20 protein-coding genes and 1 pseudogene are annotated in these 23,138 nt (G+C 53.6%); 19 read left to right on the forward strand and 2 right to left on the reverse strand.

Translation table 11 applies throughout. The annotated features are described in order from the left end of the window. Window positions 1-78: 78 nt before the first annotated feature. From R6G97_RS15040 to R6G97_RS15060, 5 genes are all read left to right on the forward strand, one after another. A complete protein-coding gene (locus R6G97_RS15040) occupies window positions 79-1,431 on the forward strand; it encodes an OprD family porin (RefSeq protein WP_317847176.1) in 1,353 nt (450 codons plus the stop codon). Window positions 1,432-1,844: 413 nt separating this feature from the next. Beyond that, window positions 1,845-2,750: a LysR family transcriptional regulator gene (locus tag R6G97_RS15045; RefSeq protein WP_317847177.1), complete on the forward strand. Its 906-nt coding sequence runs from the start codon at window positions 1,845-1,847 to the stop codon at window positions 2,748-2,750. Then, window positions 2,737-3,612, forward strand: a complete 876-nt coding sequence (locus tag R6G97_RS15050) for a carbon-nitrogen hydrolase family protein (RefSeq protein WP_317847178.1) — start codon at window positions 2,737-2,739, stop codon at window positions 3,610-3,612. The genes R6G97_RS15045 and R6G97_RS15050 overlap by 14 nt, the downstream gene beginning before the upstream one ends. Then, window positions 3,609-4,274, forward strand: a complete 666-nt coding sequence (locus R6G97_RS15055) for an RraA family protein (RefSeq protein WP_317847179.1) — start codon at window positions 3,609-3,611, stop codon at window positions 4,272-4,274. Before R6G97_RS15050 ends, R6G97_RS15055 begins: the two co-directional genes overlap by 4 nt. Before the next feature lie 110 nt (window positions 4,275-4,384). Then, the gene (locus R6G97_RS15060; RefSeq protein WP_317847180.1) at window positions 4,385-5,677 is read left to right on the forward strand and encodes an MFS transporter; all 1,293 of its coding nucleotides are present in this window, start codon (window positions 4,385-4,387) and stop codon (window positions 5,675-5,677) included. 150 nt (window positions 5,678-5,827) lie between these two features. Here R6G97_RS15060 and R6G97_RS15065 read toward each other — a convergent pair whose 3' ends face one another. Beyond that, entirely contained in the window at window positions 5,828-6,754 is a 927-nt protein-coding gene (locus R6G97_RS15065) for a LysR substrate-binding domain-containing protein (protein WP_317847181.1), read from the reverse strand. A 614-nt stretch (window positions 6,755-7,368) separates the two neighbouring features. Here R6G97_RS15065 and R6G97_RS15070 point away from each other — a divergent pair. The 9 genes from R6G97_RS15070 to R6G97_RS15110 all read left to right on the forward strand — a co-directional run bounded on the left by R6G97_RS15070 (window position 7,369) and on the right by R6G97_RS15110 (window position 18,305). Then, window positions 7,369-8,949, forward strand: coding sequence for an ABC transporter substrate-binding protein (locus tag R6G97_RS15070; RefSeq protein ID WP_317847182.1), 1,581 nt, complete (start codon window positions 7,369-7,371; stop codon window positions 8,947-8,949). Further along, on the forward strand, window positions 8,950-10,077 hold the full coding sequence (locus R6G97_RS15075; protein WP_010955160.1) for an NAD(P)/FAD-dependent oxidoreductase: 1,128 nt from the start codon (window positions 8,950-8,952) through the stop codon (window positions 10,075-10,077). It begins immediately after the preceding gene. Beyond that, window positions 10,046-10,354, forward strand: coding sequence for a (2Fe-2S)-binding protein (locus R6G97_RS15080; protein ID WP_197686809.1), 309 nt, complete (start codon window positions 10,046-10,048; stop codon window positions 10,352-10,354). Before R6G97_RS15075 ends, R6G97_RS15080 begins: the two co-directional genes overlap by 32 nt. Beyond that, on the forward strand, window positions 10,351-11,745 hold the full coding sequence (locus R6G97_RS15085; protein ID WP_082061016.1) for an NAD(P)/FAD-dependent oxidoreductase: 1,395 nt from the start codon (window positions 10,351-10,353) through the stop codon (window positions 11,743-11,745). Before R6G97_RS15080 ends, R6G97_RS15085 begins: the two co-directional genes overlap by 4 nt. A gap of 130 nt (window positions 11,746-11,875) precedes the next feature. Beyond that, window positions 11,876-12,817: an ABC transporter permease gene (locus R6G97_RS15090; RefSeq protein WP_062391090.1), complete on the forward strand. Its 942-nt coding sequence runs from the start codon at window positions 11,876-11,878 to the stop codon at window positions 12,815-12,817. Further along, entirely contained in the window at window positions 12,814-13,686 is an 873-nt protein-coding gene (locus R6G97_RS15095) for an ABC transporter permease (RefSeq protein ID WP_182374844.1), read from the forward strand. The genes R6G97_RS15090 and R6G97_RS15095 overlap by 4 nt, the downstream gene beginning before the upstream one ends. Window positions 13,687-13,733: 47 nt before the next feature. Next, window positions 13,734-15,584 carry an ABC transporter ATP-binding protein gene (locus tag R6G97_RS15100; RefSeq protein WP_197686808.1) on the forward strand — a complete coding sequence of 617 codons (1,851 nt, stop codon included), beginning with the start codon at window positions 13,734-13,736 and terminating at the stop codon, window positions 15,582-15,584. A 110-nt stretch (window positions 15,585-15,694) separates the two neighbouring features. Further along, entirely contained in the window at window positions 15,695-16,768 is a 1,074-nt protein-coding gene (locus tag R6G97_RS15105; protein WP_062391088.1) for an NAD/NADP octopine/nopaline dehydrogenase family protein, read from the forward strand. A gap of 373 nt (window positions 16,769-17,141) precedes the next feature. Then, entirely contained in the window at window positions 17,142-18,305 is a 1,164-nt protein-coding gene (locus R6G97_RS15110) for an MFS transporter (RefSeq protein WP_062391087.1), read from the forward strand. A gap of 247 nt (window positions 18,306-18,552) precedes the next feature. Here the strand turns inward: R6G97_RS15110 and R6G97_RS15115 are convergent. Then, window positions 18,553-18,717: pseudogene (locus tag R6G97_RS15115) on the reverse strand (L-serine ammonia-lyase, iron-sulfur-dependent, subunit beta); the annotation flags it as partial. Between R6G97_RS15115 and R6G97_RS15120 the strand changes: the two are divergent. The 5 genes from R6G97_RS15120 to R6G97_RS15140 all read left to right on the forward strand — a co-directional run bounded on the left by R6G97_RS15120 (window position 18,667) and on the right by R6G97_RS15140 (window position 23,048). Beyond that, window positions 18,667-18,939, forward strand: coding sequence for a hypothetical protein (locus R6G97_RS15120; protein WP_317847183.1), 273 nt, complete (start codon window positions 18,667-18,669; stop codon window positions 18,937-18,939). The pseudogene R6G97_RS15115 and the gene R6G97_RS15120 overlap by 51 nt on opposite strands. A 679-nt stretch (window positions 18,940-19,618) precedes the next feature. Next, entirely contained in the window at window positions 19,619-20,221 is a 603-nt protein-coding gene (gene tmk / locus R6G97_RS15125) for a dTMP kinase (RefSeq protein WP_317848157.1), read from the forward strand. After that, window positions 20,214-21,200, forward strand: coding sequence for a DNA polymerase III subunit delta' (locus R6G97_RS15130; RefSeq protein WP_090343789.1), 987 nt, complete (start codon window positions 20,214-20,216; stop codon window positions 21,198-21,200). Before tmk ends, R6G97_RS15130 begins: the two co-directional genes overlap by 8 nt. Window positions 21,201-21,233: 33 nt before the next feature. Next, complete coding sequence (locus R6G97_RS15135; protein ID WP_090343791.1) at window positions 21,234-22,019, forward strand: TatD family hydrolase; 786 nt, start codon at window positions 21,234-21,236, stop codon at window positions 22,017-22,019. Between the two features lie 393 nt (window positions 22,020-22,412). Beyond that, window positions 22,413-23,048 (forward strand): TetR/AcrR family transcriptional regulator, encoded by a 636-nt coding sequence (locus tag R6G97_RS15140; RefSeq protein ID WP_043215450.1) that lies wholly within the window; start codon window positions 22,413-22,415, stop codon window positions 23,046-23,048. Window positions 23,049-23,138 lie beyond the last annotated feature (90 nt).

The raw sequence follows: 23,138 nt of genomic DNA on the forward strand, positions 1-23,138 counted from the left end.
GTGGGTGAGTGCGTTCGTGCATCAAGCGAATCATATAAATAAAGCCAATTCACAATAAGTAATATTTATAGGTATGGAGTGGCGGTAGTGACAAAAGTAAAAAGAATACTGGCTGCTTTGGCATGCGGCACCTTGGCACAACAAGCCTACGCGGTGGGTTTCGTTGCGGACAGTAAGGCATCCATCAGTTCTCGCACCTTGTACTACGATGGGGATCAACGGAGCTCGGGTGGGGCGGATCAGCGGCAGACCTTGACCGGTTTAAGGCTCGACTTTCAGTCGGGCTACACCGAAGGGGTAGTGGGCATGGGACTTGATCTTCAAGCGCTAGCAGGATTTACCTTAAGCGGTGGTACCTCTCCTCATAACGCATCCACGGTGAATACTGTTTCTCCGGTCACGACTGACGGATCACCTGTCGACAACTGGTCTAGGATCGGAGGGAATGCTCGCTTCAAATACTCGAAGACCGAGTTAAAAGCTGGCAACGCGCTGACTTTCAATCTACCAGTGCTCATCTCAAATGACGGACGCCTGTTGCCTGCGAGCTTTCAGGGGGCTGCTTTGACATCTAATGAGTTTGAGAATCTGACCTTGAACGGCGGTTTTTTAAATCGTGCTATTGGACGAGCATCCAGTAATTGGGCGGGGATTTCTGGCGGGGGTGCCAAGGGCAGTGATGGATTTGCTTTTGCCGGTGGTGACTGGAATGTCAGAAAAAATCTAAAGCTTCAATACTACTATGCAAACTTAGAAGACTACTATAGCCAAAACTTCCTCGGGCTTATTCACTCGTTCGATATGGGGGTTGGTCAAACGCTGACAACTGATTTGCGTTATTTTAAAAGTGATTCTGATGGTAAAAATGGTACGGACAGTCGCTATGCCTTGCGTAACGGCTACAACGAAAATGGAAAAATAGATAATACCACCTGGTCTTTGGCTTTCACCTATAAAACGGGTGGTCATGCGCTAACTTTAGGGCATCAACAAGTCAGTGATAAGTCCGGCTTTGCAACCGTCAATAGTAGCAATGTGGTTGATGGTCGAGGTCGACCAGAAGGTGAAGGGGGAGTCCAGTCCCTTTATCTTTATACCGACGTTATGATGAATAGCTTCACCCGTGCGGGCGAAAACTCTACTTTTGGCCTTTATAGCTACGATTTTGCTGCCCTAGGTGTTCCAGGCCTAAAGGCGGGGTGGACGTATGTGAGTGGTAAGGATATTCGGGGCACGGGTAATGCGACGACCGGAAGGTACAATGAATGGGAAAGTGATTACCGTCTAGATTATGTTTTGCAGTCTGGGACATTCAAAGGGCTTGGTTTCACTCTCCGGAAGGGTGTCTTCAGAACCGGCCTTCCCGACTCGACCTTAAAAGATCAGGATCAAGTTAGATTTTTCGTTAATTACACTTATGCACTTTGGTAAAGCTAGTAGCTAACTTTGATTGGTGTGCGAAGTCACCGGCTGTGAATCCTGCGGTCGGTGATTTTGTAAGCGATGGCGCAAATTTTAGTAATCTTGGATGCGGTTTTTAATTGGTTTTCCAAGCGTATAAGAAAAAATTATAGGGTGGCGCAATTTTTTGATTATCCATGATGGCCAAGGTGCCACAAACTGTCCCTAACAGCATACGCCAAGGGCAGTCACTCTCTGCTGGTTTGCCCCCCAATCATGATGCAAGGAGCTTCGTCAGAACTGCAGGACGCAAAGGGTAGGCAATCGCTGATGGTGTGCTCAGTAGGATCTGGTCTCGTTGCGTGGGGCTAGTCTTCAAATGGTTAGGGTATTAACTGAACGCGACGGATATAAATAAAAACCGTCTGCGATAGGGAGTACACATGCCTATAAAATTAAGGCAGATAGAAGCATTCAGAACGGTCATGCGCGAAGGAAGCATGGTGCGAGCTAGTGCGGCTATGGCCGTTACCCAGCCCGCTATCAGTTACATGATTTCTGGGCTTGAAACCGCTGTTGGATTTCCTCTATTCAATAGACAAGGAGGAAAACTCAGTGCGACACCGGAGGCGATCCAGTTACTCGCTGAGGTAGATCGTCTCTATCAGGGGCTTGAGTCTGTTGAGGCAGTAGCTCACAAGATCGCGAATTATGGCAACGCCGAGTTACGCATTCTAATCACGCAGGCTCTGTCTGCCGGACGGATTGTGAATGGTATCGGCAAGTTTGCAGCGTTACATCCAGGAATCAAAATCGATTTGGATGTTGAGCACAGAGAGCTCATTACCCATCGAGTCAATTCAGGTCAAGCCGATTTGGGCATATTGTCAATTTCGCCAGGTTTGGAAGATCAAAGCTCTACGTTGTTTAGCAGTCCAATTATCTGTGTTGCGTCGCCTGGCGCTCAAATTTCGCAAGGCGCGGTTGTTACTGCAAGCCAGTTAGATGGAGTGCCTATAGTTGCTCTTAAGGCCACGGGGCTTATCAGGCCAATGGTCGATAAATGGTTTCATGAAGCTGGGGTGACGCCTAATTACACGATTGAGGTTGGCGGAGCTGGTACGGCGATCGAGCTGGTTCGTGGTGGCCTTGGAGTTACGTTCGTAAATAGTTTTAGCTTGATGGAGCGGGCTGATAGCCAGCTTCAGTCATTCGGTCTGGATAATGCGCTTGAACTCAAGATAGGCGTGATCAACTCGTCGTCGTTACACCCAAATAGAGCGGCGCATGCACTAATGCAGTATCTGACACAGATATATGCGGAAAGCGTCTCGGATGAACACTCCTGAGGCAGATTGCCAGAAGTTTAATAAAACGCGAGGATTGATTGTGAAAGTTTCTCTTATCCAGGTGAATTCAGTACAGGACAAGGCGTTCAATTTGGCCGAAGCTGATCGTCTCGCACGTCAGGCAATCGATCGAGACGGTTCACGTCTTGTTGTATTTCCTGAGCACTTTGACTGGGCGGGTGGTTCACCTGAACAAAAGATCGCAGCTGGCGAGCCGCATAGCGGGGGGCCGGCTTATGAAATGTGTAAAAAACTGGCACAGGACTGCAACGTCTACGTTCACACCGGTAGCTTCTATGAAAGCACGCCTGACGGTAGCCGCGTCTATAACACCTCGGTCGTTTTTGATCCCAAAGGCAACGAGCTTGGTCGCTACCGTAAAATCCATCTGTTCGATATCGTAACTCCTGACGGTATGCGCTATGGCGAATCCAGTGCAGTAGCGCCAGGTAGCGAGGTATCGGTGGTCGATATTGAAGGCCTTAAGTATGGCTTTGCGATCTGCTACGACATTCGCTTCCCGGAGCTTTTCCAAAAGCTGGTTGCGTTAGGTGCTGATGTAATCGTACTGCCTGCGGCATTTACCCTTCAAACTGGTAAAGACCATTGGGATGTACTCTGCCGCGCTCGGGCAATTGAAACACAGTGCTACTTCCTGGCTCCAGGTCAAACTGGCCCATTCGAACAGTCCGGTGAGACTCGCTACTCCTACGGGCACTCGCTGGTTTGTGATCCATGGGGACACATTATCGCCAAGGCGTCGGATGGTGTCGGCTACGTAACTGCCAACATCGAACCCGAGCGCATCGCAGCGGTACGCAAGCAAATCCCGCTTGCTTCGCACAAGGTGCTTCAGAAATGAAAAAGTTTCTGATAGGCGATATGCCGGATCCCATCACTCCCGAGCTGGAAAAGATCCTCCTAGAGGTCGAAACCGCTACGGTCGGTCATCTCCGTCACTGGGGATTCATGGATGGCGAGATTCAAGCACTGGGGAATAGTAAGCGCGTCGTTGGTACTGCAGTGACTTTGGCGCTGCCTGCTCAAGACTCAACCTTATTGCATTACACCCTGGGATTGCTTAAGCCTGGCCACATTGTGGTGATTGATCGCTTGGGTGATCGCAAACATGCCTGTTGGGGTGGAGGTGTCACGCAGGCGGCTGTCACTGCCGGTGCGAGTGCTGCAGTGATCGATGGCATGTGTACCGACCCACATGAAATTCAAGAGCATGATTTCCCAGTCTGGAGCCGTGGTGTGTCTCCGATTACTACCCGAATCTATGGGCTGGGCGGCAAGTTGAACATGCCTGTCTCCTGTGGCGGCGTTGCTGTATGTCCGGGTGATATCGTGATCTGTGATGAGAACGGAGTTCTTGTCTTGAATCCGTCTGAACTTGATGAAGTTGTTCAAACGGCGCTGGCCAAACAGGTTCGCGGTGTCGAGAACTGTCGGCGGATTAGAGAAGGGGAAAAGCTCGGCGACTTGTCTGGTGCTACAGCGATTGTTGAAGCAGATGCGTAGCTGGATTTGATCCACCCTTCGAGCCTTGCTATGCGGGATGGAAAACAAAAAACGAATCGTTGCCCGCACGGTGGTGTTACGTGCGGCGCCCCACTCGATAGAAGATAATCATGACTAAAACAATATCTACCAAGAAGACCTGGTTCGCCGTGGCCACTTCTGGAAGCGGTAACTTACTTGAAGTCTACGATTTTGCGGTCTACGCATTTTTTGCTACGACCATCGCTAAATTGTTCTTTCCGAACGTGGATGAAACAACATCTCTTCTGCAGACGTTCGCTGCTTACGGAGCGGGTTTCATTGCTCGACCGCTAGGTAGCTATGTAATTGGTCGCATTGGTGACAAAAAGGGGCGAAAGCCCGCAATGTTGCTGACGATCATCTGTATGGCCATTGGCAGTATTGGTATCGGCCTGATTCCAACATACGAGACTATTGGTGTCGGAGCTCCAATTTTGTTAGTTATGTTGAGATGCCTCCAAGGGTTCGCCGCAGGTGGCGAATGGGGAACCTCTGCATCTTATATCGTGGAGTGGTCTCCTGTAGGTCGTAAAGGGTTCTTTGGAAGCTTCCAGAGCGTAAGTTCTTCTGGTGGAGCATTGTTAGCATCCCTTGTTGCTTCTGCTCTCCTGCTGATTCCGGCTGAGGACTTGATGGATTGGGGCTGGCGTGTACCATTCATCGCAGGTGGTCTTGCAATTTTCGCATTCAGCTTGTTCCTGCGTGCTCATGCTGAGGAAACCCCAGAGTACGTCAGCAGTAAAAGTGAAGTTGTGAATCCAACTGAAACCAAGCCCTACGTACTTGGTTTGCAAGCGTTTGGTTTCACTATTTTCTGGACTACACTCTCCTACTTGGTATCGGCGTATATGGTTACTTATACGCAAAATCATGCCGGTCTCACCAGGACTGAGGCGTTGATCTCCAGTAATATCGCACTGCTGCTTCAGATCATGCTGATACCAGTCGCCGGGGCTCTGTCCGACCGATTTGGACGAAAGCCGCTTCTTCTCCTCGCATGTCTTGGCACGGCTACCCTTGCGTACCCAATTCTGAATATGATGTCTGGTGGTGCAACCTTCCATCAAGTGGTCATGCTGCAATGCTGCCTGAGCGCACTATTCGCAATGTATTCGGGCCCTGGGCCAGCTACCATCTGCGAAATTTTCCCAACGCGCTTGCGCAACACCTGGATGACCGTAGGTTACACATTAGCGGTATGTTGCTTCGGCGGGTTCGCACCCTTGATCTCGACCTGGTTGATCTCTGTTACTAAAATTGCGGCGTCTCCAGCGTTCTTGCTGATCCCAGCAGCTGTCGTGTCGGCGCTGGTCATCCTGAAGCTGCCTTCTACGCGCATCAGTGGTTTTAAGTCCACCGCTAGGCCTGAAGCATCTTATTGAGCCGACCAGCTTAGTCGACTTGGTCAACCTGAGTAATTTTGACCGAGATCGAGTTCGTTGATCTGAGCGTGACAGGGATGTCCGCTCAGATTTTTTGCATTCTCACGCCCTACTGCGTTGGTATTCGGGGCGTTGGTGAATAGTTTTTGACTAACTTCGAATGAGTAAATGGGCCGGTACCATATTGAGAATTTCTTTCTTCGCATGATCAATGAATGGCTTCAATATCAGGGTGGAAGAATTTCTCTGAGAAATCACGATAGAATAGTCATTTCTAATTACAGGCTCGAAATTTAAAAATTTCAGTCCGGTTCCTGTATATCCGCAGGCTGTTAAAGGGTCGATGATCGAGATCCCGACTCCCGCTTCAACGAGCTGCAAGACTGCGGCAGAGGTCTGAGTTTCGCAATTTACGTGCCGTTTAACGCCATGAGAAAGCATAAGGGAATCTATGCGCATCCTGGATTCCATCAGGGGCATCATGGAAATGAAACGCTCACCCTCGAAATGCTCAGGTCGTAAAGTTCTTTTTGAGGCGAGTGCATGCGTTTTTGGTACGACGGCCACCATTTTGGCTGATACCAGAGTTTCGCTATTTCCCGCCTTAGTAGAGCGTGCCGGGAACATCGCAAAGCCTAAATCGCATTGATCTCTTTGCACCATATCCAGAACTGTGGGTGAACTGTGCATACGCATTGAGACATGTGCGTCGGGATGAGCTAGGGTGAAACTGTTTATTGCGCGTGGTAGGAACGACAGCGCCATATTTGGTGATGCTGCAATTTCGAGTCGCCCCATTTTCAAGGATTTGATATTTGTTGCCGCATTAGCAATACGCTCGATACTCAGCAATGATTGCTCAACGTCTTTGACGAGCAGAGCCGCTTCTGGAGTAGGTACAAGACGGCCCTTAGTCCTCGTAAAGAGTGTCAGCGCTATTCGTTCCTCTAGATCGGCAATCAATCTGGTAACCACTGGTTGAGTCACTTCTAGCATTTCCGCTGCGCCGGTAACCGATTTTCGCACCATGATTGCTCGAAATGCTTCCAGGTGACGAAGGGTAATTCTGTTCTCCATGGCGCCCCACCTATCGATAGCATAAAGACATGAGATTTTTAGCTTACGGTACCGCCCATTGCTAATCAAAGGCTTTCGCCCTGCTTCTTCAGGGCTTAGGGATAACGAGGTTCTATTCTAAAGAGACATTGTACAACGGTGCGGTGATGGGTGTTGCTGATTCTGCTCGTCCACGTTTTGGCCATTGGAATTACTCCGCCTTCTTATCGAAATGCGACCTCTGTGTGTGAAGATGAATACCATAATCGCAATTGCGTCTCATCCGTATCAGTGGACATTCAAGTTTACGCTCGAAATGTTACGGAAGGTAGCGGACGTAACTACGACGTTTCATTTTGGAGCGTTCCATCGCTAGTCACGCCCTGCCGTAGTGCCCCCACATAGAAGGCTTCTTATTTTCTATAGTGAAAAGACATTGAGCAATGCTATTCATGCTATGGAAAACCAGAATTCTGAAAATAAAACACTTAGAAATCAGGAAGATAAAATGGGTTGGCCTAGGTATTGCTAAAAAGCATACAGGTCAGGGATCTGCATCAAGTCCCCTCCGCCCAGCCAAGCTGCACGTAACTGGCTAGTTGAAATCAGCACCTTTATCCCCGGAGTCGTGAAAAATGAAAGCATTAGGTTTGACCCTCCGAATGAGCGCCGTTGCCGCGTTGATAACGTTGTCAGGGATCAGCCCTTTGGCACTGGCTCAAGATCGCGCTCGCGCTACGATCTCAGTTAGTCCAGGCATTGCTGATATCACCAGTCTCGACCCGCACCGTGCTTCGCTCGTAGGTGACAAAGGCATCGTTGCCGAGATGTTCAATGCGTTGGTGCGGTTCCCTCCAGGCAGTTCAGATCCAGCCGCGCTGGAAGCGGATCTCGCTGAGCGCTGGGAATCCTCTGATGACAAGAAGGTTTGGACTTTCTTCCTCCGCAAAGGGGTAATGTTCCATGGTGGTTATGGCGAGCTGAAGGCTGCCGACGTGGTTTACTCCCTGCAAAGGGCAGCAGACCCGAAGCGCTCCAGCTTTTCAGCCAACTTTACTGCTCTGGAGAAAGTTGAGGCCTTGGACGACTACACGGTCAAGGTAACCCTCAAATATCCGGATACTGCATTCCTTGGCCGGGTATCGAACTACCACGGCGGTCAGATCGTCAGTAAGGCCGCAGCGGAGAAGCTGGGTGAGCGTTATGGCCAAGCGCCAATCGGAACTGGCCCATTCGCTTTCTCGGAGCACATCACCCAGCAGTATGTGAAATTGGTGGCCAACGACCAGTATTTTCGCGGGAAGCCAAAGCTTGGCGCGATTGTTTACAGGATGATCCCTTCTGATAGCGCTCGCGAGTTGGCTTTTGCCTCCGATGAGCTTGATCTGATGCTCGGCAAGCGCGAGCAGCGCTGGGTCGAGCGCAGCAGGGCTCGTGGTGTGACCGTGGACGTTTTTGAGCCTGCCGAATTCCGAACTCTCTTTCTTAACCGGAATATCAAGCCGTTAGACGACGTCAAGGTTCGGCAAGCTATCGCTGCGTCGGTCAACATCAATGAGATCATTCGCTACGCGGGTAAAGATGTAGCCGATGGCGGATGCTCCATCATACCTAATGGCTACCAGGGGCTTGATTGCAGTGCCGGGCCATACGCTTACGATCCTGCGCACGCGAAAGCCTTGTTGGCCAGCGCGGGTTATCCCAACGGGTTAAAACTCAAATCGGTTGTTTCCAACGCGGCCCCGCAATTGCCGATCATGGAGATTATCCAAGCCCAGCTCGCCAAGGCAGGTATCACCTTGGAAATGGAAGTCGTGGATCACGCGACTTACCAGGCCAAAAGCCGTCAAGACCAGAGCGCGATCGTGTTTTACGGTGCTGCTCGATATCCGGGCGCCGACTACTGGCTGACAGAGTTTTACGATTCGGCTTCTGCCATCGGCGCACCCGCTGCAATGTCGAATTTCGGACATTGCTCAGTAGCTGATGATGCCATCCGGAAAGCCAGGGTCGAGGCTGATCCGCAGACTCAACTCGATTTGTGGAAAAAGGCGCAGGTTCAGATTCACGACGACGTATGCGCCATCCCTTTGTTTGGTCTGAAACAGGTCTGGGCTAAAGCTGCCAGCGTGGATTATGGGTATGTCCTCCATGGTGCTCTGAATTTGCAACCGCCAGTCACCGAGCTCACTACGGTCAAACGGGATGATCAGTAAATGACTGCCCAATTTGATGTGATCATCATTGGCGGGGGCATGGTGGGGGCCGCGATTGGCTACGGTCTCGCAGGTGGTAAGCGCCGTATTCTGATGCTGGATGGAGCTGACACCGATTACCGCGCCGCCAAGGCTAATTTTGGTCTGGTGTGGGCTCATGGCAAAGGGATGCGCGACCCTAACTATCAGCGCCTCTCCCTGAACGCAGCTAAGGCCTGGCCAAGTTTCGCTTCGCAGCTTGAGGAAGAAAGCGGCATCTCGCTGGACTACGAGCAGAAGGGGGGCTTGAACTTCTGCCTCAGTGACGATGAGTTCGATGCTCGGGCGAAGGCGATGGATGCCTGGAACAGGCAAACACCAGAACTCGCTCCTTCAGCCCACATGCTAGATCGAGCTGAACTGCTGCGTCGATTTCCAACAATGAAGATTGGCAAGGCCGTTGTCGGTGCGAGTTTCGGCGAGTTCGATGGCCATGCGAATCCGCTTCGGTTGCTTGCCGCAATGCAAAAGGCCTTCATGGCTCGTGGCGGGCAGCTCCAGAACAACCGCCCGGTCACGGATATACGACGCCTATCTGGCGGGGGCTTTGAAGTTCAGTCAGGCGAGTACCGCGCGCAGTGTGAGCGAATCGTCATTGCGGCTGGATTAGGGTGCGCAGCGCTGGGGCCAATGGTGGGTCTGAACGTGCCTATCCGCCCGCAGCGGGGCCAGCTCCTGGTTACTGAGCGCCTTGCGCCGCTACTTCCAATTCCCGGGAGCGGATTGCGGCAAACAGCGGAAGGCACGGTGATGATTGGCGTGACGCAGGAGGAGGTAGGTTTTGACCTCGCAACCACTACCGAAGGCGCTGCGCGGATTACTCGTAAGGCGTTGAAAATTCTTCCGGATCTTGCACAGGCCAAATTAGTTCGCCAGTGGTCGTGTCTCCGGATCATGACGCCCGATGGAAATCCTGTGTATGCGAGGTCGTTGACCCACCCCGGTGCAGAGATCGCCACATGCCACTCGGGTGTGACTTTGGCGTCCTTTCACGCCAATGAGTACGCGAAAGCATTCGACGCAAAATCGATCCCCGCTGATTTAGAGATTTTCCATTATGGACGTTTCGATCTTCAAAAAACTTCCTGAACTGCACGCCATCACGATCACGATTTATGTGGATGGCGTACCAGTGATGGCTGAGCAAGGTGAAACGGTAGCGGCGGTGTTGCTGAGGCAAAGCACTGCAGTTAACCGAACCTCCCCAGTGAAAGGAAGCCCGCGCGCGCCCTATTGCATGATGGGTGTCTGCTTCGACTGTCTTGCAGTAGTGGATGGGAATGCCTCAACCCAAACTTGTTTAGTGACAGTCAAAGATGGAATGCGCGTTGAGCGGCAGTATGGCCGCCGGAGTGTAGTGTCGTGAGCCGAACGTTTGATGTGGTTATCGTCGGTGCTGGGCCTGCCGGCATGAGTGCTGCCGTTGTTCTTAGCGAGCAAGGCCTCCAGGTGCTCGTGGTGGATGAGCAGCCCGCACCAGGTGGGCAAATTTGGCGTGCTGTAGAAACCATCGCGCACACAGCCACCGGCGACATCTTGGGTGCCGAGTACAAATCCGGTGCAGAGCTGGTACAGCGGTTCCGTGCATGCGGTGCAAAGTACGAACCCAACACTCAGATGTGGAAAATTGAGCCTGGCTGGACAGTGTTCATCAAGAGTAATGGTGTAGCTGAGGCCGTTGGTGCCCGTCAGGTGTTACTCGCTACCGGTGCCCAGGAGCGCCCAGCGCCATTTCCAGGATGGACGTTGCCAGGTGTCCTCACGGTAGGTGCCGCTCAGATCCTTCTGAAAACGTCTCGCCAGATCCCTGCAGAGCCTGTTTGGGTCGTTGGTAGTGGGCCGTTACCCCTGCTGTACATGGCACAACTTATTCGAGCGGGAGGCAAGGTTGCTGGCTGGCTTGATACTACGCCGCCAGGCGGTTGGCGACGCGCGCTTCCATGGGCGAGCTCTATGGTTGCTGAGTTCAAGGAAGTCAGTAAGGGCCTTGCATGGCTGCATGAAATCCGTCGCTCGGGAGCCCGTCGAATCAAAGGCGTGAAAGAGCTGCGGGCCCTGGGTGATGGCCGGCTTGAGCAGCTTCAATTCAGGCTCAAAAGCGGGGAGCTCTGCACAGTGCCGGCGAGCGTCCTACTGTCCCACGAAGGGGTGATTCCTTCTATCCACATTACCCAATCGCTGGGCTGCAAACACAGCTGGAGTGCACAGCAAAGGTGCCTCGTCCCAGATCTTGATGAGTGGGGCGAGACCGATCAACCGGGCATTTTCGTTGCGGGTGACGGCGCAGGAATCGGCGGTGCCAAGGCTGCGTGTGTCAGGGGAGAGTTGGCAGCAATCGGCATGGCTAAACGTGCCGGTCGTATGGCTGCAGATGAGGTGGCGAAGAACACAGATGCATTGAGTCGTCGACTCCAAACTTTGCTACGTCTGCGGCCAATGCTGGATTCGATGTATCCCCCACGCGAAAGCATCTACACCCCTTCCGATGAAACCGTGGTCTGTCGTTGTGAGGAGCTGACGGCAGGAGACATTCGTAAAGCCTGTGCAATAGCCCAGCCAGGCGTCAATCAGCTTAAGGCGTTTACGCGTGCAGGTATGGGCCCCTGCCAAGGTCGGCAGTGCGGCTACACCATCGCGAGCATCGTTGCAGCCGAGCAACAAAAAGCAGTTGAGGATGTTGGTTTCTACCGGATCCGTCCCCCCCTTAAACCAATAACACTTGGGGAACTGGCCTCACTTGATGTGGAGGAGAAATAGCCATGATTCATAACTTGAAAAACCTGATGAGGCCGCCGCGTAAGGGCATGCCACTTACGGTGGCAGCTATGCGACTGAGCACAATCGACATGGTGTCAACGTCTGAACTGATCATCTTTGGAGAGCAGTCATGATTCAGTTTGCGATTAAGCGACTGATGCTCGCGATTCCGACCTTGCTGGCAATGTTGACCGCTGTCTTTGTACTCGTTCGTCTGGTACCCGGTGACCCGGCTGCTGTCATTCTCGGTGACCAGGCGAGTGCAGAGTCTTTGGCAGCCATGCGTGAGCAACTGGGCCTAAATCAACCAATCGCGATGCAATATATCCACTTCCTCGGCGACATGCTCTCAGGGAATTTCGGGGCCTCAATGACCAGCGGCAGAACTGTGCTGCAGGAGGTATCCCTGGTTCTACCGTGGACGCTGCAATTGACGTTTGCATCCGTGTTGATCGGCCTCGTGTTCGGTCTGCCCCTTGGTGTCTGGGCGGCGCTTCGTCGCAACGCCTGGCCAGACTACGTGGGCCGCATTCTGTCGCTGACTGGGTTGTCGTTCCCCGCGTTCGTGTCTGCCATGTTGATGCTCCTGGTTTTCGCCATCCATTTCCGGTGGTTCCCCGTGATCGGAAGCTTGGTCGACGGAGGTTTCCTCTCCCAACTCCATGCTCTCACACTGCCCGCATTGAACCTGGGTCTGATCATGACGGCCTATGTGATGCGCGTTACGCGCTCCTCGATGATCAGCGTGCTTGGTGAGGACTACATCCGCACGGCCAAAGCCAAAGGTGTTCGTCCTATGCGATTGGTGTTGAGGCATGGGCTGCGTAATGCACTGATTCCGATTGTCACCGTAGTAGGCCTGTATTTTGGGACGCTCATCGGCAACTCCGTCCTAACCGAAATCGTGTTTAACCGTCCTGGTCTGGGGAAATTGATTTTGGGTGCGCTCAACACCCGAGATTACACCCTGCTCCAAGGGCTGATGGTCGTCTTCGCACTGTGTGTGATCGTCGTAAACATCATCACCGACATCGTTTATGGGTTGGTTGATCCTCGGGTGAAAATCAAATGACTACTCTCACTGCACCACTCGTAGCCAAGCCCACGACACTTTGGCAAGCCTTGTTTCAGAATCGTCTTTCCTGGATTGGGATTGGCCTTCTGGTGATGATCGTCTTGGTCGCATTGTTCGCACCACTCATTGCGCCATATGACCCACTGCAGCAAAACATCGCTTATCGGTTGGAACCGCCGTCTGCTGAGTTTTGGCTGGGCACAGACACCTACGGTCGGGATGTGTTGTCTCGCCTGATTTACGGAACTCGTGTGTCGCTGCTCGTTGGTTTTGTCGCCGTGATGATTGCGATGGTTGTTGGCTCTGCGCTCGGTGTGATCGCCGGGTATGTCGGGGGCATAACTGATCGTCTGATCACTGGCTTTGTTGATGTGCTGCTGTCGTTTCCGACACTGCTGCTTGGGCTCATGGTTGCCGCCATGCTCGGCGCGAGTCTTGAAAATCTCATCATCGCTATCGCCATCACCGAGATCGCACCTTTTGTTCGTATCGCCCGGGCTCCGACCATAGCACTCAAACAACGCGATTTCGTCGAGGCTGGCCGTTCGTTGGGGTATGGCCCTGGTCGACTGATGACTGTGCATATCTTGCCCAACATGATCTCGGAAGTTCTCGTACTCGGTGCTCTGTGGATGGCGACGGCCATTCGCACAGAAGCTTCGCTGAGCTTCATCGGCTTGGGTGTCCCACCGCCCGCCCCGACCTGGGGGAGCATGATCAGGGAAGGTTTTGAGAACATCTTGGACGCGTGGTGGCTCACGGTATTCCCAAGCCTCGCAATTCTGCTGACCGTGCTTGCGTTGAGCCTGCTGGGTGACGCATTGCGTGATGCAAACGATCCTAAGACTCGTTCGGAGCGCTCATGAATACTCTTAGTGCAGTTCAGGCAAACCGTGATAAGCCCGGAGCAAGCATGAGTGAGGCCTCATCTATGAACGGATCGCTTCCGTTGAACCAAGAAACTGTTCTGGAAGTTACAGGACTGAACGTCGCATTCCGGCGAGGCGGTGGCTGGTCGCCAGTCGTCAAAGACCTCAGCTTTCGTGTCGCGCGAGGCGAGACGCTGGCGATCGTGGGCGAATCAGGCTCGGGTAAAAGTGTTTCTGCGATGTCTATCCTGGGACTGCTGCCAGCTAATACGTCACAGGTGACTGGAAGCATCCGGTTGCAGGGCCAGGAATTGCTATGCCTGCCTGAGCCGGAGATGGCCGATATCCGTGGAAATCGGATTGCGATGATCTTCCAGGAACCAATGACTTCGCTGAATCCGGTCATGACCATCGGTGAACAGATTGCTGAGCCATTGCGGTTACACCGAGGGCTCGATGCGACCCAGGCAAAGGAAGAAGCGCTGAAGCTGATGGAGCGGGTTCGCATCCCCGCTGCCCAAGAGCGGTATGACGACTACCCGCATCAGTTCTCGGGAGGAATGCGTCAGCGCGTCATGATCGCGATGGCGTTGGCCTGCAATCCCGCAGTGTTGATCGCCGACGAGCCGACCACAGCCCTTGATGTGACCATCCAGGCGCAAATCCTGGAGTTGATCAAGGAATTGCAGGCGCAAGAGCACATGGCGGTTGTGTTCATCACTCATGATATGGGCGTGGTTGCCCAGATAGCAGATCGTACATTGGTCATGTATCGCGGCGATCTGGTAGAAACGGCTTCCACATCGGAGATTTTTTCGGCGCCTCAGAAGCCGTATACAAAAGCGCTTTTGTCTGCAGTGCCCGAACTCGGATCAATGGCAGCTGAACCGTCGCCTAAGCCGTTTCCGATCTATGACATGGCCGCTGGAAGCAATGTCCCTGCGCCCGAGATGAAAGACAGTGTGCGTCATACCAAACCCTACCTCCTGGAGGTGTCTGGCCTGACAACTCGGTTTGATGTGCGGTCTGGTTTTTTCAAGCGCGTCACTGGCCGAGTGCATGCGGTCGAAAACGTGAGTTTCAATCTTAGCCAAGGTGAAACGCTTGCAATTGTTGGGGAGTCCGGGTGCGGCAAATCGACGACTGGACGACTCATCACGGGGCTCCTTGATCCAACCCATGGGTCAGTCAAGTTGGAGGGTGTCGAGCTCGGGTCTATCACGCCAATGGAGCGTGCCAGGAAGATCCAGATGGTCTTCCAGGATCCTTATTCGAGCCTGAATCCACGACAGACTGTAGCTCAATCGATCATTGAGCCGCTAAGAGTGCATGGGCTTTACGATGCCAAGCGATGTGAAGAGGTCGCCATTGAGTTGCTCGTAAAAGTGGGGCTGCCCGCCGATGCTGCTTGGCGCTTGCCGCACGAGTTTTCTGGCGGGCAGCGTCAACGTGTGTGCATTGCTCGGGCTCTGGCGTTGAGACCAGGCACGATTGTCGCTGACGAGGCGGTTTCGGCCTTAGATGTATCGGTAAAAGTCCAAATTGTGAATCTGTTGCTCGAATTGCAACAAGAGCTGGGCTTGGGCTTCATATTCATTAGCCATGATATGGCGGTAGTTGAGCGTGTGAGCCACCGAGTGGCGGTGATGTACATGGGGGAAATAGTCGAGATTGGGCCTCGTGCCGCAATCTTTAACGATCCTAAACATCCCTATACACGCCGTTTGATTGACGCAGTACCTATTCCTGACCCTGCACGAAAGCAGGTGCAGCGAGTGTCTGCCGGTACTTTGAGAACTCCGTATAAAGCGCATGATTTCATTCCTCCGGCACGGGTGTATCACCAAGCCGGGGAGGGTCACTTTTACATGGAGCCCGAAGGCGAATGGTGCTGAGTTTGAGCTAGCGGTTCAGGTATTACCATCATCAAGTAACGAAATGCAGTGCTGTTTCTCGGTGTTTATTTTGAGACCCGGGACGGCACTGCTTCACCTGGGATTTGAAAATGCAGTCATACAAAGTAGGAATTATCGGAGCTGGTGGCATTGGCCTTGCTTACGCGGCATGGACTGCAAATCGTGGTAACGGCGTCACGATTTGGAATGGGCGCTCCTCGGATCAGCCTTCGTTGGGACGCCTCAAGTTGCATGCAACGGGGGTGTTCGAGGGAAGTGTGGACGTTGATAGAGTCAATAACGCTGAGGACACGGTTTCAGCGGCTGACGTGGTAATTATCTGCTTGCCTGTGAATGCGCACCGACAGGCAATTGATGCTGCGCTCCCAAGCTTGAGAAGCGGCCAGACGGTTATCGTAAGTTCAATGGGCTCGTTGTCGGCGCTTTATCTTCGGGAGCGCGCGAGGAACCTGGGGGTAGATCTTGTCGTCGCCAGTTTTGGCACAACTGCACTTACCGCGCGAAGGGTTTCGGAAGACAAGGTCAATATCATGGTGCGTCGCCCATCGCTGGGCGTCTCCTGCTTGCCAGCTTCAAAAGTTGAAGATGCGCAGCGTGTATGCAGTGATTTATTCGGTAGTGATTTCGTGGTGGATGAAAACCCACTGATGTCGACATTGAATAATACCAATGCCGTTTTCCACGCTCCGCTTGCTATCCTTAATTGGACGCGTATCGAACGAAAAGAAAGCTGGCCTCAATATCATTATATGACATCTTATGTGTGCAAACTCATTGCGCAGCTTGACGCTGAACGATTGAATTTGGCCTCTGCTTTTGGATGGCAGCTTAAGACTTTGGGGCAGAAACTGAAACAGTCATTCGGTATCCAGTCCGAAGGTTTGAAAGAAATTGCGGAGGAACTACACCAGAAGAGGGGTGGGCCGCCCGGGCCTATTGAAGTAGACACCCGATACATTTCTGAAGATGTGCCATACGGTTTGGAGTTCACTTTGGCGTTGGGGCGCATAGCCAATGTACCGATGCCGGTCACCCAGAGCATTGTTGCAATGTCGGCCCTACTGCTGCCAGATGGCTTGTCTAACGAAAACGACCTGGTTGAAGGACTGAAGCTTGAGTCCGAGTCCATGGAAGGGCTACTGGCTCGTGTAGCTGCAGCGTAAGCTGATACCTGACGTAGTGCGTGGCAATAGTCTGAGCGGGGAGTGGCTGATGTCCATGGCAGTTATTTATCACATGGAATCACCACTGAGATTTCCCCCGCTCGGCGGCGGATCCATCAGATTGGCTTATAGGGTGCGTGTATATTTTTATTTTATTCCGTCGGTGGATAATGCCAAAATTAAGACCTGTGATGCGGCGCGGTCACATAATGCTCACATCATTGTCGCCTCTTGCTCTCGTTCACACCCTTAGATACAGGGGCAAGATGATTTAATCCTTTGTACTTTTCCTTGAGCCCCACGCGGCTCAGGGATTTTTTTGTTTTCGAGAGAAAAGTTAATGTGCGTTACACTACCGTAGTGAGTGCATAACATGTCACGCTCCCAATTGCTTTTGATACTCTGTGCTCAAACCCTCATGCTAGCGGCATTCCAAGGGTTGAAGCTAGCAGCGCCTCTGTACGCGCTTTCCATAGGTGTAAGTGACGGAGCGGTAGGGGCGCTTGTGGCACTATTCGCCGCAAGCCAGATATTTCTCGCCATTCCAATTGGACGCTTTGCCGACAAAAAGGGGCTGCACGCCCCAATGGCTTATGCTGCAGTGGGATCCGGTGGAATGCTTTTCTTGGGGGCATTGCATCCGGAAATAGTGATAATTTCAATGATTGCCGTTGCGCTGGGGGCTGCAAACTGCGTCACTTTGATTGTCATGCAGCGTCACGTCGGGCGGGCTGATCTAAGCGATGAAGCTCGTCGAAATTACTTTGGCTGGCTCGCGATATCGCCCGCTTTATCAAGTTCTTTGGGCCCATTGGCTGCCGGGCTCATCATAGATTTACTGACACCAGCCAAAGGCGATTATGTGGCCTTTCAGTATTGTTTTGCATTTTTGGCACTTTTATCCTGCTCGTCGTGGTTGTTCACCCGTAAGGTAATCGCGATGCGCAGTGCAAGTGTCCCAGTTGCGATTAAGGCGCCTGCTTGGGATCTTTTGAAATCTGCAAATTTCAGGGGTATTCTATTTATTAACTGGCTCCAATCTACGGTTTGGGATGTGCACTCGTTTATCGTGCCTGTAATAGGCTTTAAGGCCGGCTACAGTGCTTCAATCATAGGCGTAATATTAGGTGGTTTTGCTTTTGCTGCAGCAGCGATCAGGTTGGTCTTGCCAATTTTGAGTAAGCGCTTTTCAGAAAAACAAATCATTGCTTGCTCATGTGTAGTGGCAGTCATAGTGTTTTCGATTTACCCATTTGCGCACAACCCGTTGATGATGTTCACGTGCTCTACTGTGCTGGGCGCAGCATTAGGATGTGTCCAACCTATGATATTGACGATGTTAGTTCAAGTAACTCCACTGCATCGTCAGGGCGAGGCATTTGGTATCAGGCTTACGGCACTGAATGCATCAAATTTTCTTGTGCCAATAGTCGCCGGTTCGTTTAGCGGGTTGGTCGGCTTGAGCAGTATTTTCTGGATGGTCTCGGCTCTGATGATCCTGGGAATTCCCAAGATTCGCAATATTCAGATTCGTTGAGTTCTGATGTGAGTCGCGACAGCGTTGTATCCCGACTGACCTAGAGCTCGATGGTTGGCAAATTAGTTCGATAACGCTCGCCTTCGGTTTTCCACTGCGGGATAGGCAGACAGCTGTTATGGCACATGCCTTGTCTGTTTTGAAGGGGATGGAGGAGTAATCGTTGATCGCTTAGTCATCGTCAAATGCGATTTGCTCCAGGTGGCTCCATCGACAGTTTCGAGGAGCCACCTTCAATCAGCGTGGATCAGCACTCGATCAGATTGACTGCTAACCCGCCCCGCGATGTCTCCTTGTACTTATCGTGCATGTCAGCACCAGTGTCTCGCATTGTCCGAATCACATGATCGAGGGAGATAAGATGCTCACCGTCTCCGCGAAGCGCCATCTGCGCCGCGTTGATCGCTTTGACTCGGCTGCATATTTGGACGACTTCATCGACTCACTGAATACTACGCAGCTTCGTGCTACTGCAAATATGTTTGTTTCTAACGACAGGGTTCGTGCGGAGTTATTCCAGTCCAAACCTAAAAGCAGAGCCAGATCCCTTCTCACCAGTATTCGAGCCAAGCTGACGATCCAGGCGCATCTGGACGAGATTGACGACATTTCCTCAGCAGTCGCTGCGATGTGACGCCCGACGTGCAGATCAACCGGAAATAATCAAACGTTCCTACGCCGGGTATCACAGCATCAGGTGGATACTAGGGCCTTCGGCGGTAGTGGCGGGACGGTGTATTTGCCGGCGACTTACCGCCATCAACACGCTGCTGGCCTGGCCGGCCTGCGCTCGCATAGCCCGTCAACTGTGCTTTGGATCTGGACGTTGACGAGCTTGTGGGCGTTCGGTTCATCAAAGGCTTCCGCCAGGGCGAGCGGACAGCTAAAGCTCGCTCCAAAACATGATTGGGTCTCTGGCGTGGGCGTTTTTACGGACGTTGACATCGGATCGGCCTCCGTTGGTCGGAGTTTTTGAGAGGGGCGGGACGGATTCGACGGTAGATTCTTGACGTTTGATGTCATCCAGACAGGGCTGAAAAGACCCTATACAATCATGACCATAGCTCATTTGGTTTACATTCCAGGGCTGAAAAAGCCTCTGGGATTGACGGGGTTTTGCGTCCGGAAGGGCTGTTTGGTTTACATTTGGCCTTCTGAGGCCACCCGAAACCGAGCTGGTTGACACGTGTGCCGTTTCGGGCCTGATTTTACGATTTATAGGATTATTTAAATCATTGAAAATATTAGGTTCAATGAAATTTTTGGTGATTTTGCTTGGGGTTGACGTCTGGTTGACATCGTTCCTGAACAGAATGTTAGGCGCGGGCAAAAGTACCAATCGCGAATACCTGGCCGAGCGTTTGCGCGAGCAAGGGCTGGACGTGGTCATGACCCGCGAACCCGGTGGTACGCCGCTGGCCGAGCGGATCCGCGAACTGTTGCTGGCGCCCAGTGACGAGATCATGGCGGTCGATACCGAACTGCTGCTGATGTTCGCCGCCCGCGCTCAGCACCTGGATCAGGTCATTCGTCCTGCTCTGGCGCGTGGTGCGGTGGTGCTTTGCGATCGCTTCACCGACGCCACCTATGCCTATCAAGGCGGCGGCCGGGGGCTGCCCCAGGCGCGTATCGCTACCTTGGAAACCTTTGTCCAGGGCTCGTTGCGTCCGGATCTGACTCTGGTGTTCGACCTGCCGGTCGAGGTCGGCCTGGCGCGCGCTGCTGCCCGTGGTCGCCTGGACCGCTTCGAGCAGGAAGGCCAGGCCTTCTTCGAGGCTGTGCGGCAGGCGTATCTGCAGCGAGCCCAAGGCGCCCCTCAGCGCTATAGCGTGCTGGATGCCGCACAACCGCTGGAGGCTGTGCAGCGTGCCATCGACGCACTGTTGCCTGGCATTTTGGAGCGGTGCCGTGGCTGAAGCCTATCCCTGGCAGCAGGGGCTTTGGGAGCAACTGTCTGGACGTGCTCAGCACGCCCATGCCTACCTCCTGCACGGGCCGCAGGGCATCGGTAAACGCGCCTTGGCCGAGCGCCTGATGGCGCGCCTGCTATGTCAACAGCCCCAGGGGCTGGATGCCTGTGGCCAGTGCAAGTCGTGTCTGCTGCTCAAGGCGGGGAGCCATCCGGACAACTTCGTGCTAGAGCCCGAAGAGGCCGACAAGCCGATCAAGATCGACCAGGTGCGTGAGCTGGTGTCCTTCGTGGTGCAGACTGCCCAACAGGGCGGGCGCAAGGTGGTGCTGATCGAGCCGGTCGAGGCAATGAACGTCAATGCATCGAACGCCTTGCTCAAGAGCCTGGAGGAACCCTCCGGCGACACCGTGTTGCTACTGGTCAGTCATCAGCCGAGCCGCTTGCTGCCGACTATCAAGAGCCGTTGCCAGCAGATCGCATGCCCGCAACCAAGCCTGGCTCAAAGCCAGGCTTGGTTGGCCGGTGCCTTGCCCGAGAGCAGCGCTGAGGAGCGCGATGAGCTACTGGCCCTCGCTGCTGGCTCGCCGTTGATGGCTGTCAGTCTGCAGGCACAAGGCGTGCGTGAACAGCGTGCGCTGGTCACCGAAGGGGTCAAGAAGCTGCTCAAGCAACAGCAATCGCCCAGTCAGCTCGCCGAGGCCTGGAACAACGTCCCTTTGCTCTTGTTGTTCGACTGGTTCTGTGACTGGTCGCACCTGATTCTGCGTTATCAATTGACCCAGGACGAAGAGGGGCTAGGCTTGGCCGATATGCGCAAGGTGGTTCAGTATCTGGCGCAGAAGAGCCGACAGGGCAGGGTGCTGGAGGTCCAGGCGTGGATTCTCGAACAGCGCCAGAAAGTACTGGCCAAGGCCAACCTCAATCGTGTCCTGCTGCTGGAAGCCTTGCTGGCCCACTGGGTCCAGTTGCCTGGCGCCCGCTGATACTTTCGTTTTCTCCATGTGTGCCGTCATCCCATGCTCGTAGATTCCCATTGCCATCTTGATCGTCTGGACCTCAGTGCCCACCAGGGCTCCCTCGATGCGGCGCTGCAGACCGCCCGGGAGCGGGGTGTCGGGCATTTTCTGTGTATCGGGGTGAGCGCCGAGAACGCCGCTGCCGTCAAAGCGCTGAGCGAGCAATACGCCGATGTGGATTGCTCGGTGGGGGTGCACCCGTTGGACCTTGCACCCGGTGAAACACCCGCGCTGGAGTGGCTGCTGCGTGAGCTGGCCCACCCCCACGTCGTCGCTATTGGCGAAACGGGTTTGGATTACCACTACGAGCCGGAGGCGGCAGCTTTGCAGCAGGCATCCTTCCGTCTGCACCTGGAGGCGTCGCGCCAGACCGGCAAGCCGGTGATCGTTCATACTCGCGCGGCACGGGCCGACACCTTGGCGTTGCTGCGTGAGGCCAACTTGCCCCAGGCCGGTGTGCTGCACTGCTTCACCGAAGACTGGGACATGGCCCGCCAAGCCTTGGACCTGGGTTATTACATCTCTTTGTCGGGCATTGTCACCTTCCGCAATGCCGATGCCCTGCGTGACGTCGCCCGTCAGGTGCCTGCCGACCGGCTGCTGGTCGAGACCGACTCGCCATACCTTGCGCCGATTCCATACCGGGGCAAGCCGAATCTGCCGCAATACGTGCGTGAAGTGGCCGAGTACGTGGCGTCGCTACGAGGTGTCAGCTATGCCCATTTGGCCGAGCAGACCACAGCCAACTTCAAGCGACTGTTCCCGCTGGCGCGGGTGGCTGGTTGATCCGAGTGCCCTGACCCTGCAACGCGCATGGGGATCCGGGCAAAAAAAAACCCGGGTTCTGGGGGGGGAATCCGGGTTAAGACCATTAGGAGTAAAACAAAGGTACCGCGGTCCCTGGGCACCTTTATTGACGCGCCACTTGGGGGGATGCGCCGCGCCAACACTCCAAGTATTGGTCAGGTTTGGCACAGTGCCAGCGACAACTGGTCGTTTTTTAAACAGATTTGGAATACGCCTTGGAACCATTGGGCCATCCCTGTATGGCTGGGCGTATTTTCCAAAGGCTTGAGGGCTTCCTTGCACGTATCGTGATACACAGATGCTTGGATGATCCGTGCAATTTCCTGCAAGTTAGGCATAATAATCCGCTTCGATTGTCATCCAGTCCTTCCTATGCAGAAAGAACCTCGTAAGGTCCGTGAGTTTCGCCGCCGCGAACAAGAGATCCTCGATACCGCGCTCAAGCTGTTTCTCGAACAAGGGGAAGACAGCGTCACCGTCGAGATGATCGCCGACGCCGTGGGCATCGGCAAAGGCACGATCTACAAGCACTTCAAGTCCAAGGCGGAGATATACCTGCGCCTGATGCTCGACTATGAGCGTGACCTGAACGCGCTGTTGCATTCGGACGACGTCGACCGTGACAAGGAGGCCCTGTCGCGCGCCTATTTCGAGTTCCGCATGCGCGATCCGCAGCGCTACCGGCTGTTCGACCGCCTGGAAGAGAAAGTGGTCAAGGGCAACCAGGTGCCGGAGATGGTCGACGAACTGCACCGCATCCGTGCCTCCAATTTCGATCGCCTGACCCTCTTGATCAAGGGGCGCATCAGCGAGGGCAAGCTCGAGGACGTGCCGCCATACTTCCACTATTGCGCCGCCTGGGCGTTGGTGCATGGCGCCGTTGCGCTGTACCACTCACCCTTCTGGAGCAATGTACTGGAGGATCAGGAAGGTTTCTTCCAGTTCCTCATGGACATCGGCGTACGCATGGGCAACAAGCGCAAACGCGACCCGGAAATCGCAAACTGAAGGTCTGACCGGCCTTTCCCTGCACCGTCCGGCATTGAGGCTTGCAAAAACCTGATTTTTGAGTCAGGTTTTGCAGGCCCGATTCTTCCA

Source organism: Pseudomonas sp. HTZ2 (assembly GCF_033173945.1).
GTDB lineage: Bacteria > Pseudomonadota > Gammaproteobacteria > Pseudomonadales > Pseudomonadaceae > Aquipseudomonas > Aquipseudomonas guariconensis.

Coding starts and splice junctions, on each gene's coding strand:
- R6G97_RS15045 (WP_317847177.1), top strand. CDS start 1,845: ATGCCTATAAAATTAAGGCAGATAGAAGCATTCAGAACGGTCATGCGC.
- R6G97_RS15050 (WP_317847178.1), top strand. CDS start 2,737: ATGAACACTCCTGAGGCAGATTGCCAGAAGTTTAATAAAACGCGAGGA.
- R6G97_RS15055 (WP_317847179.1), top strand. CDS start 3,609: ATGAAAAAGTTTCTGATAGGCGATATGCCGGATCCCATCACTCCCGAG.
- R6G97_RS15060 (WP_317847180.1), top strand. CDS start 4,385: ATGACTAAAACAATATCTACCAAGAAGACCTGGTTCGCCGTGGCCACT.
- R6G97_RS15065 (WP_317847181.1), bottom strand. CDS start 6,754: ATGGAGAACAGAATTACCCTTCGTCACCTGGAAGCATTTCGAGCAATC.
- R6G97_RS15070 (WP_317847182.1), top strand. CDS start 7,369: ATGAAAGCATTAGGTTTGACCCTCCGAATGAGCGCCGTTGCCGCGTTG.
- R6G97_RS15075 (WP_010955160.1), top strand. CDS start 8,950: ATGACTGCCCAATTTGATGTGATCATCATTGGCGGGGGCATGGTGGGG.
- R6G97_RS15080 (WP_197686809.1), top strand. CDS start 10,046: ATGGACGTTTCGATCTTCAAAAAACTTCCTGAACTGCACGCCATCACG.
- R6G97_RS15090 (WP_062391090.1), top strand. CDS start 11,876: ATGATTCAGTTTGCGATTAAGCGACTGATGCTCGCGATTCCGACCTTG.
- R6G97_RS15095 (WP_182374844.1), top strand. CDS start 12,814: ATGACTACTCTCACTGCACCACTCGTAGCCAAGCCCACGACACTTTGG.
- R6G97_RS15100 (WP_197686808.1), top strand. CDS start 13,734: ATGAGTGAGGCCTCATCTATGAACGGATCGCTTCCGTTGAACCAAGAA.
- R6G97_RS15105 (WP_062391088.1), top strand. CDS start 15,695: ATGCAGTCATACAAAGTAGGAATTATCGGAGCTGGTGGCATTGGCCTT.
- R6G97_RS15110 (WP_062391087.1), top strand. CDS start 17,142: ATGTCACGCTCCCAATTGCTTTTGATACTCTGTGCTCAAACCCTCATG.
- R6G97_RS15120 (WP_317847183.1), top strand. CDS start 18,667: ATGCTCACCGTCTCCGCGAAGCGCCATCTGCGCCGCGTTGATCGCTTT.
- tmk (WP_317848157.1), top strand. CDS start 19,619: ATGTTAGGCGCGGGCAAAAGTACCAATCGCGAATACCTGGCCGAGCGT.
- R6G97_RS15135 (WP_090343791.1), top strand. CDS start 21,234: ATGCTCGTAGATTCCCATTGCCATCTTGATCGTCTGGACCTCAGTGCC.
- R6G97_RS15140 (WP_043215450.1), top strand. CDS start 22,413: ATGCAGAAAGAACCTCGTAAGGTCCGTGAGTTTCGCCGCCGCGAACAA.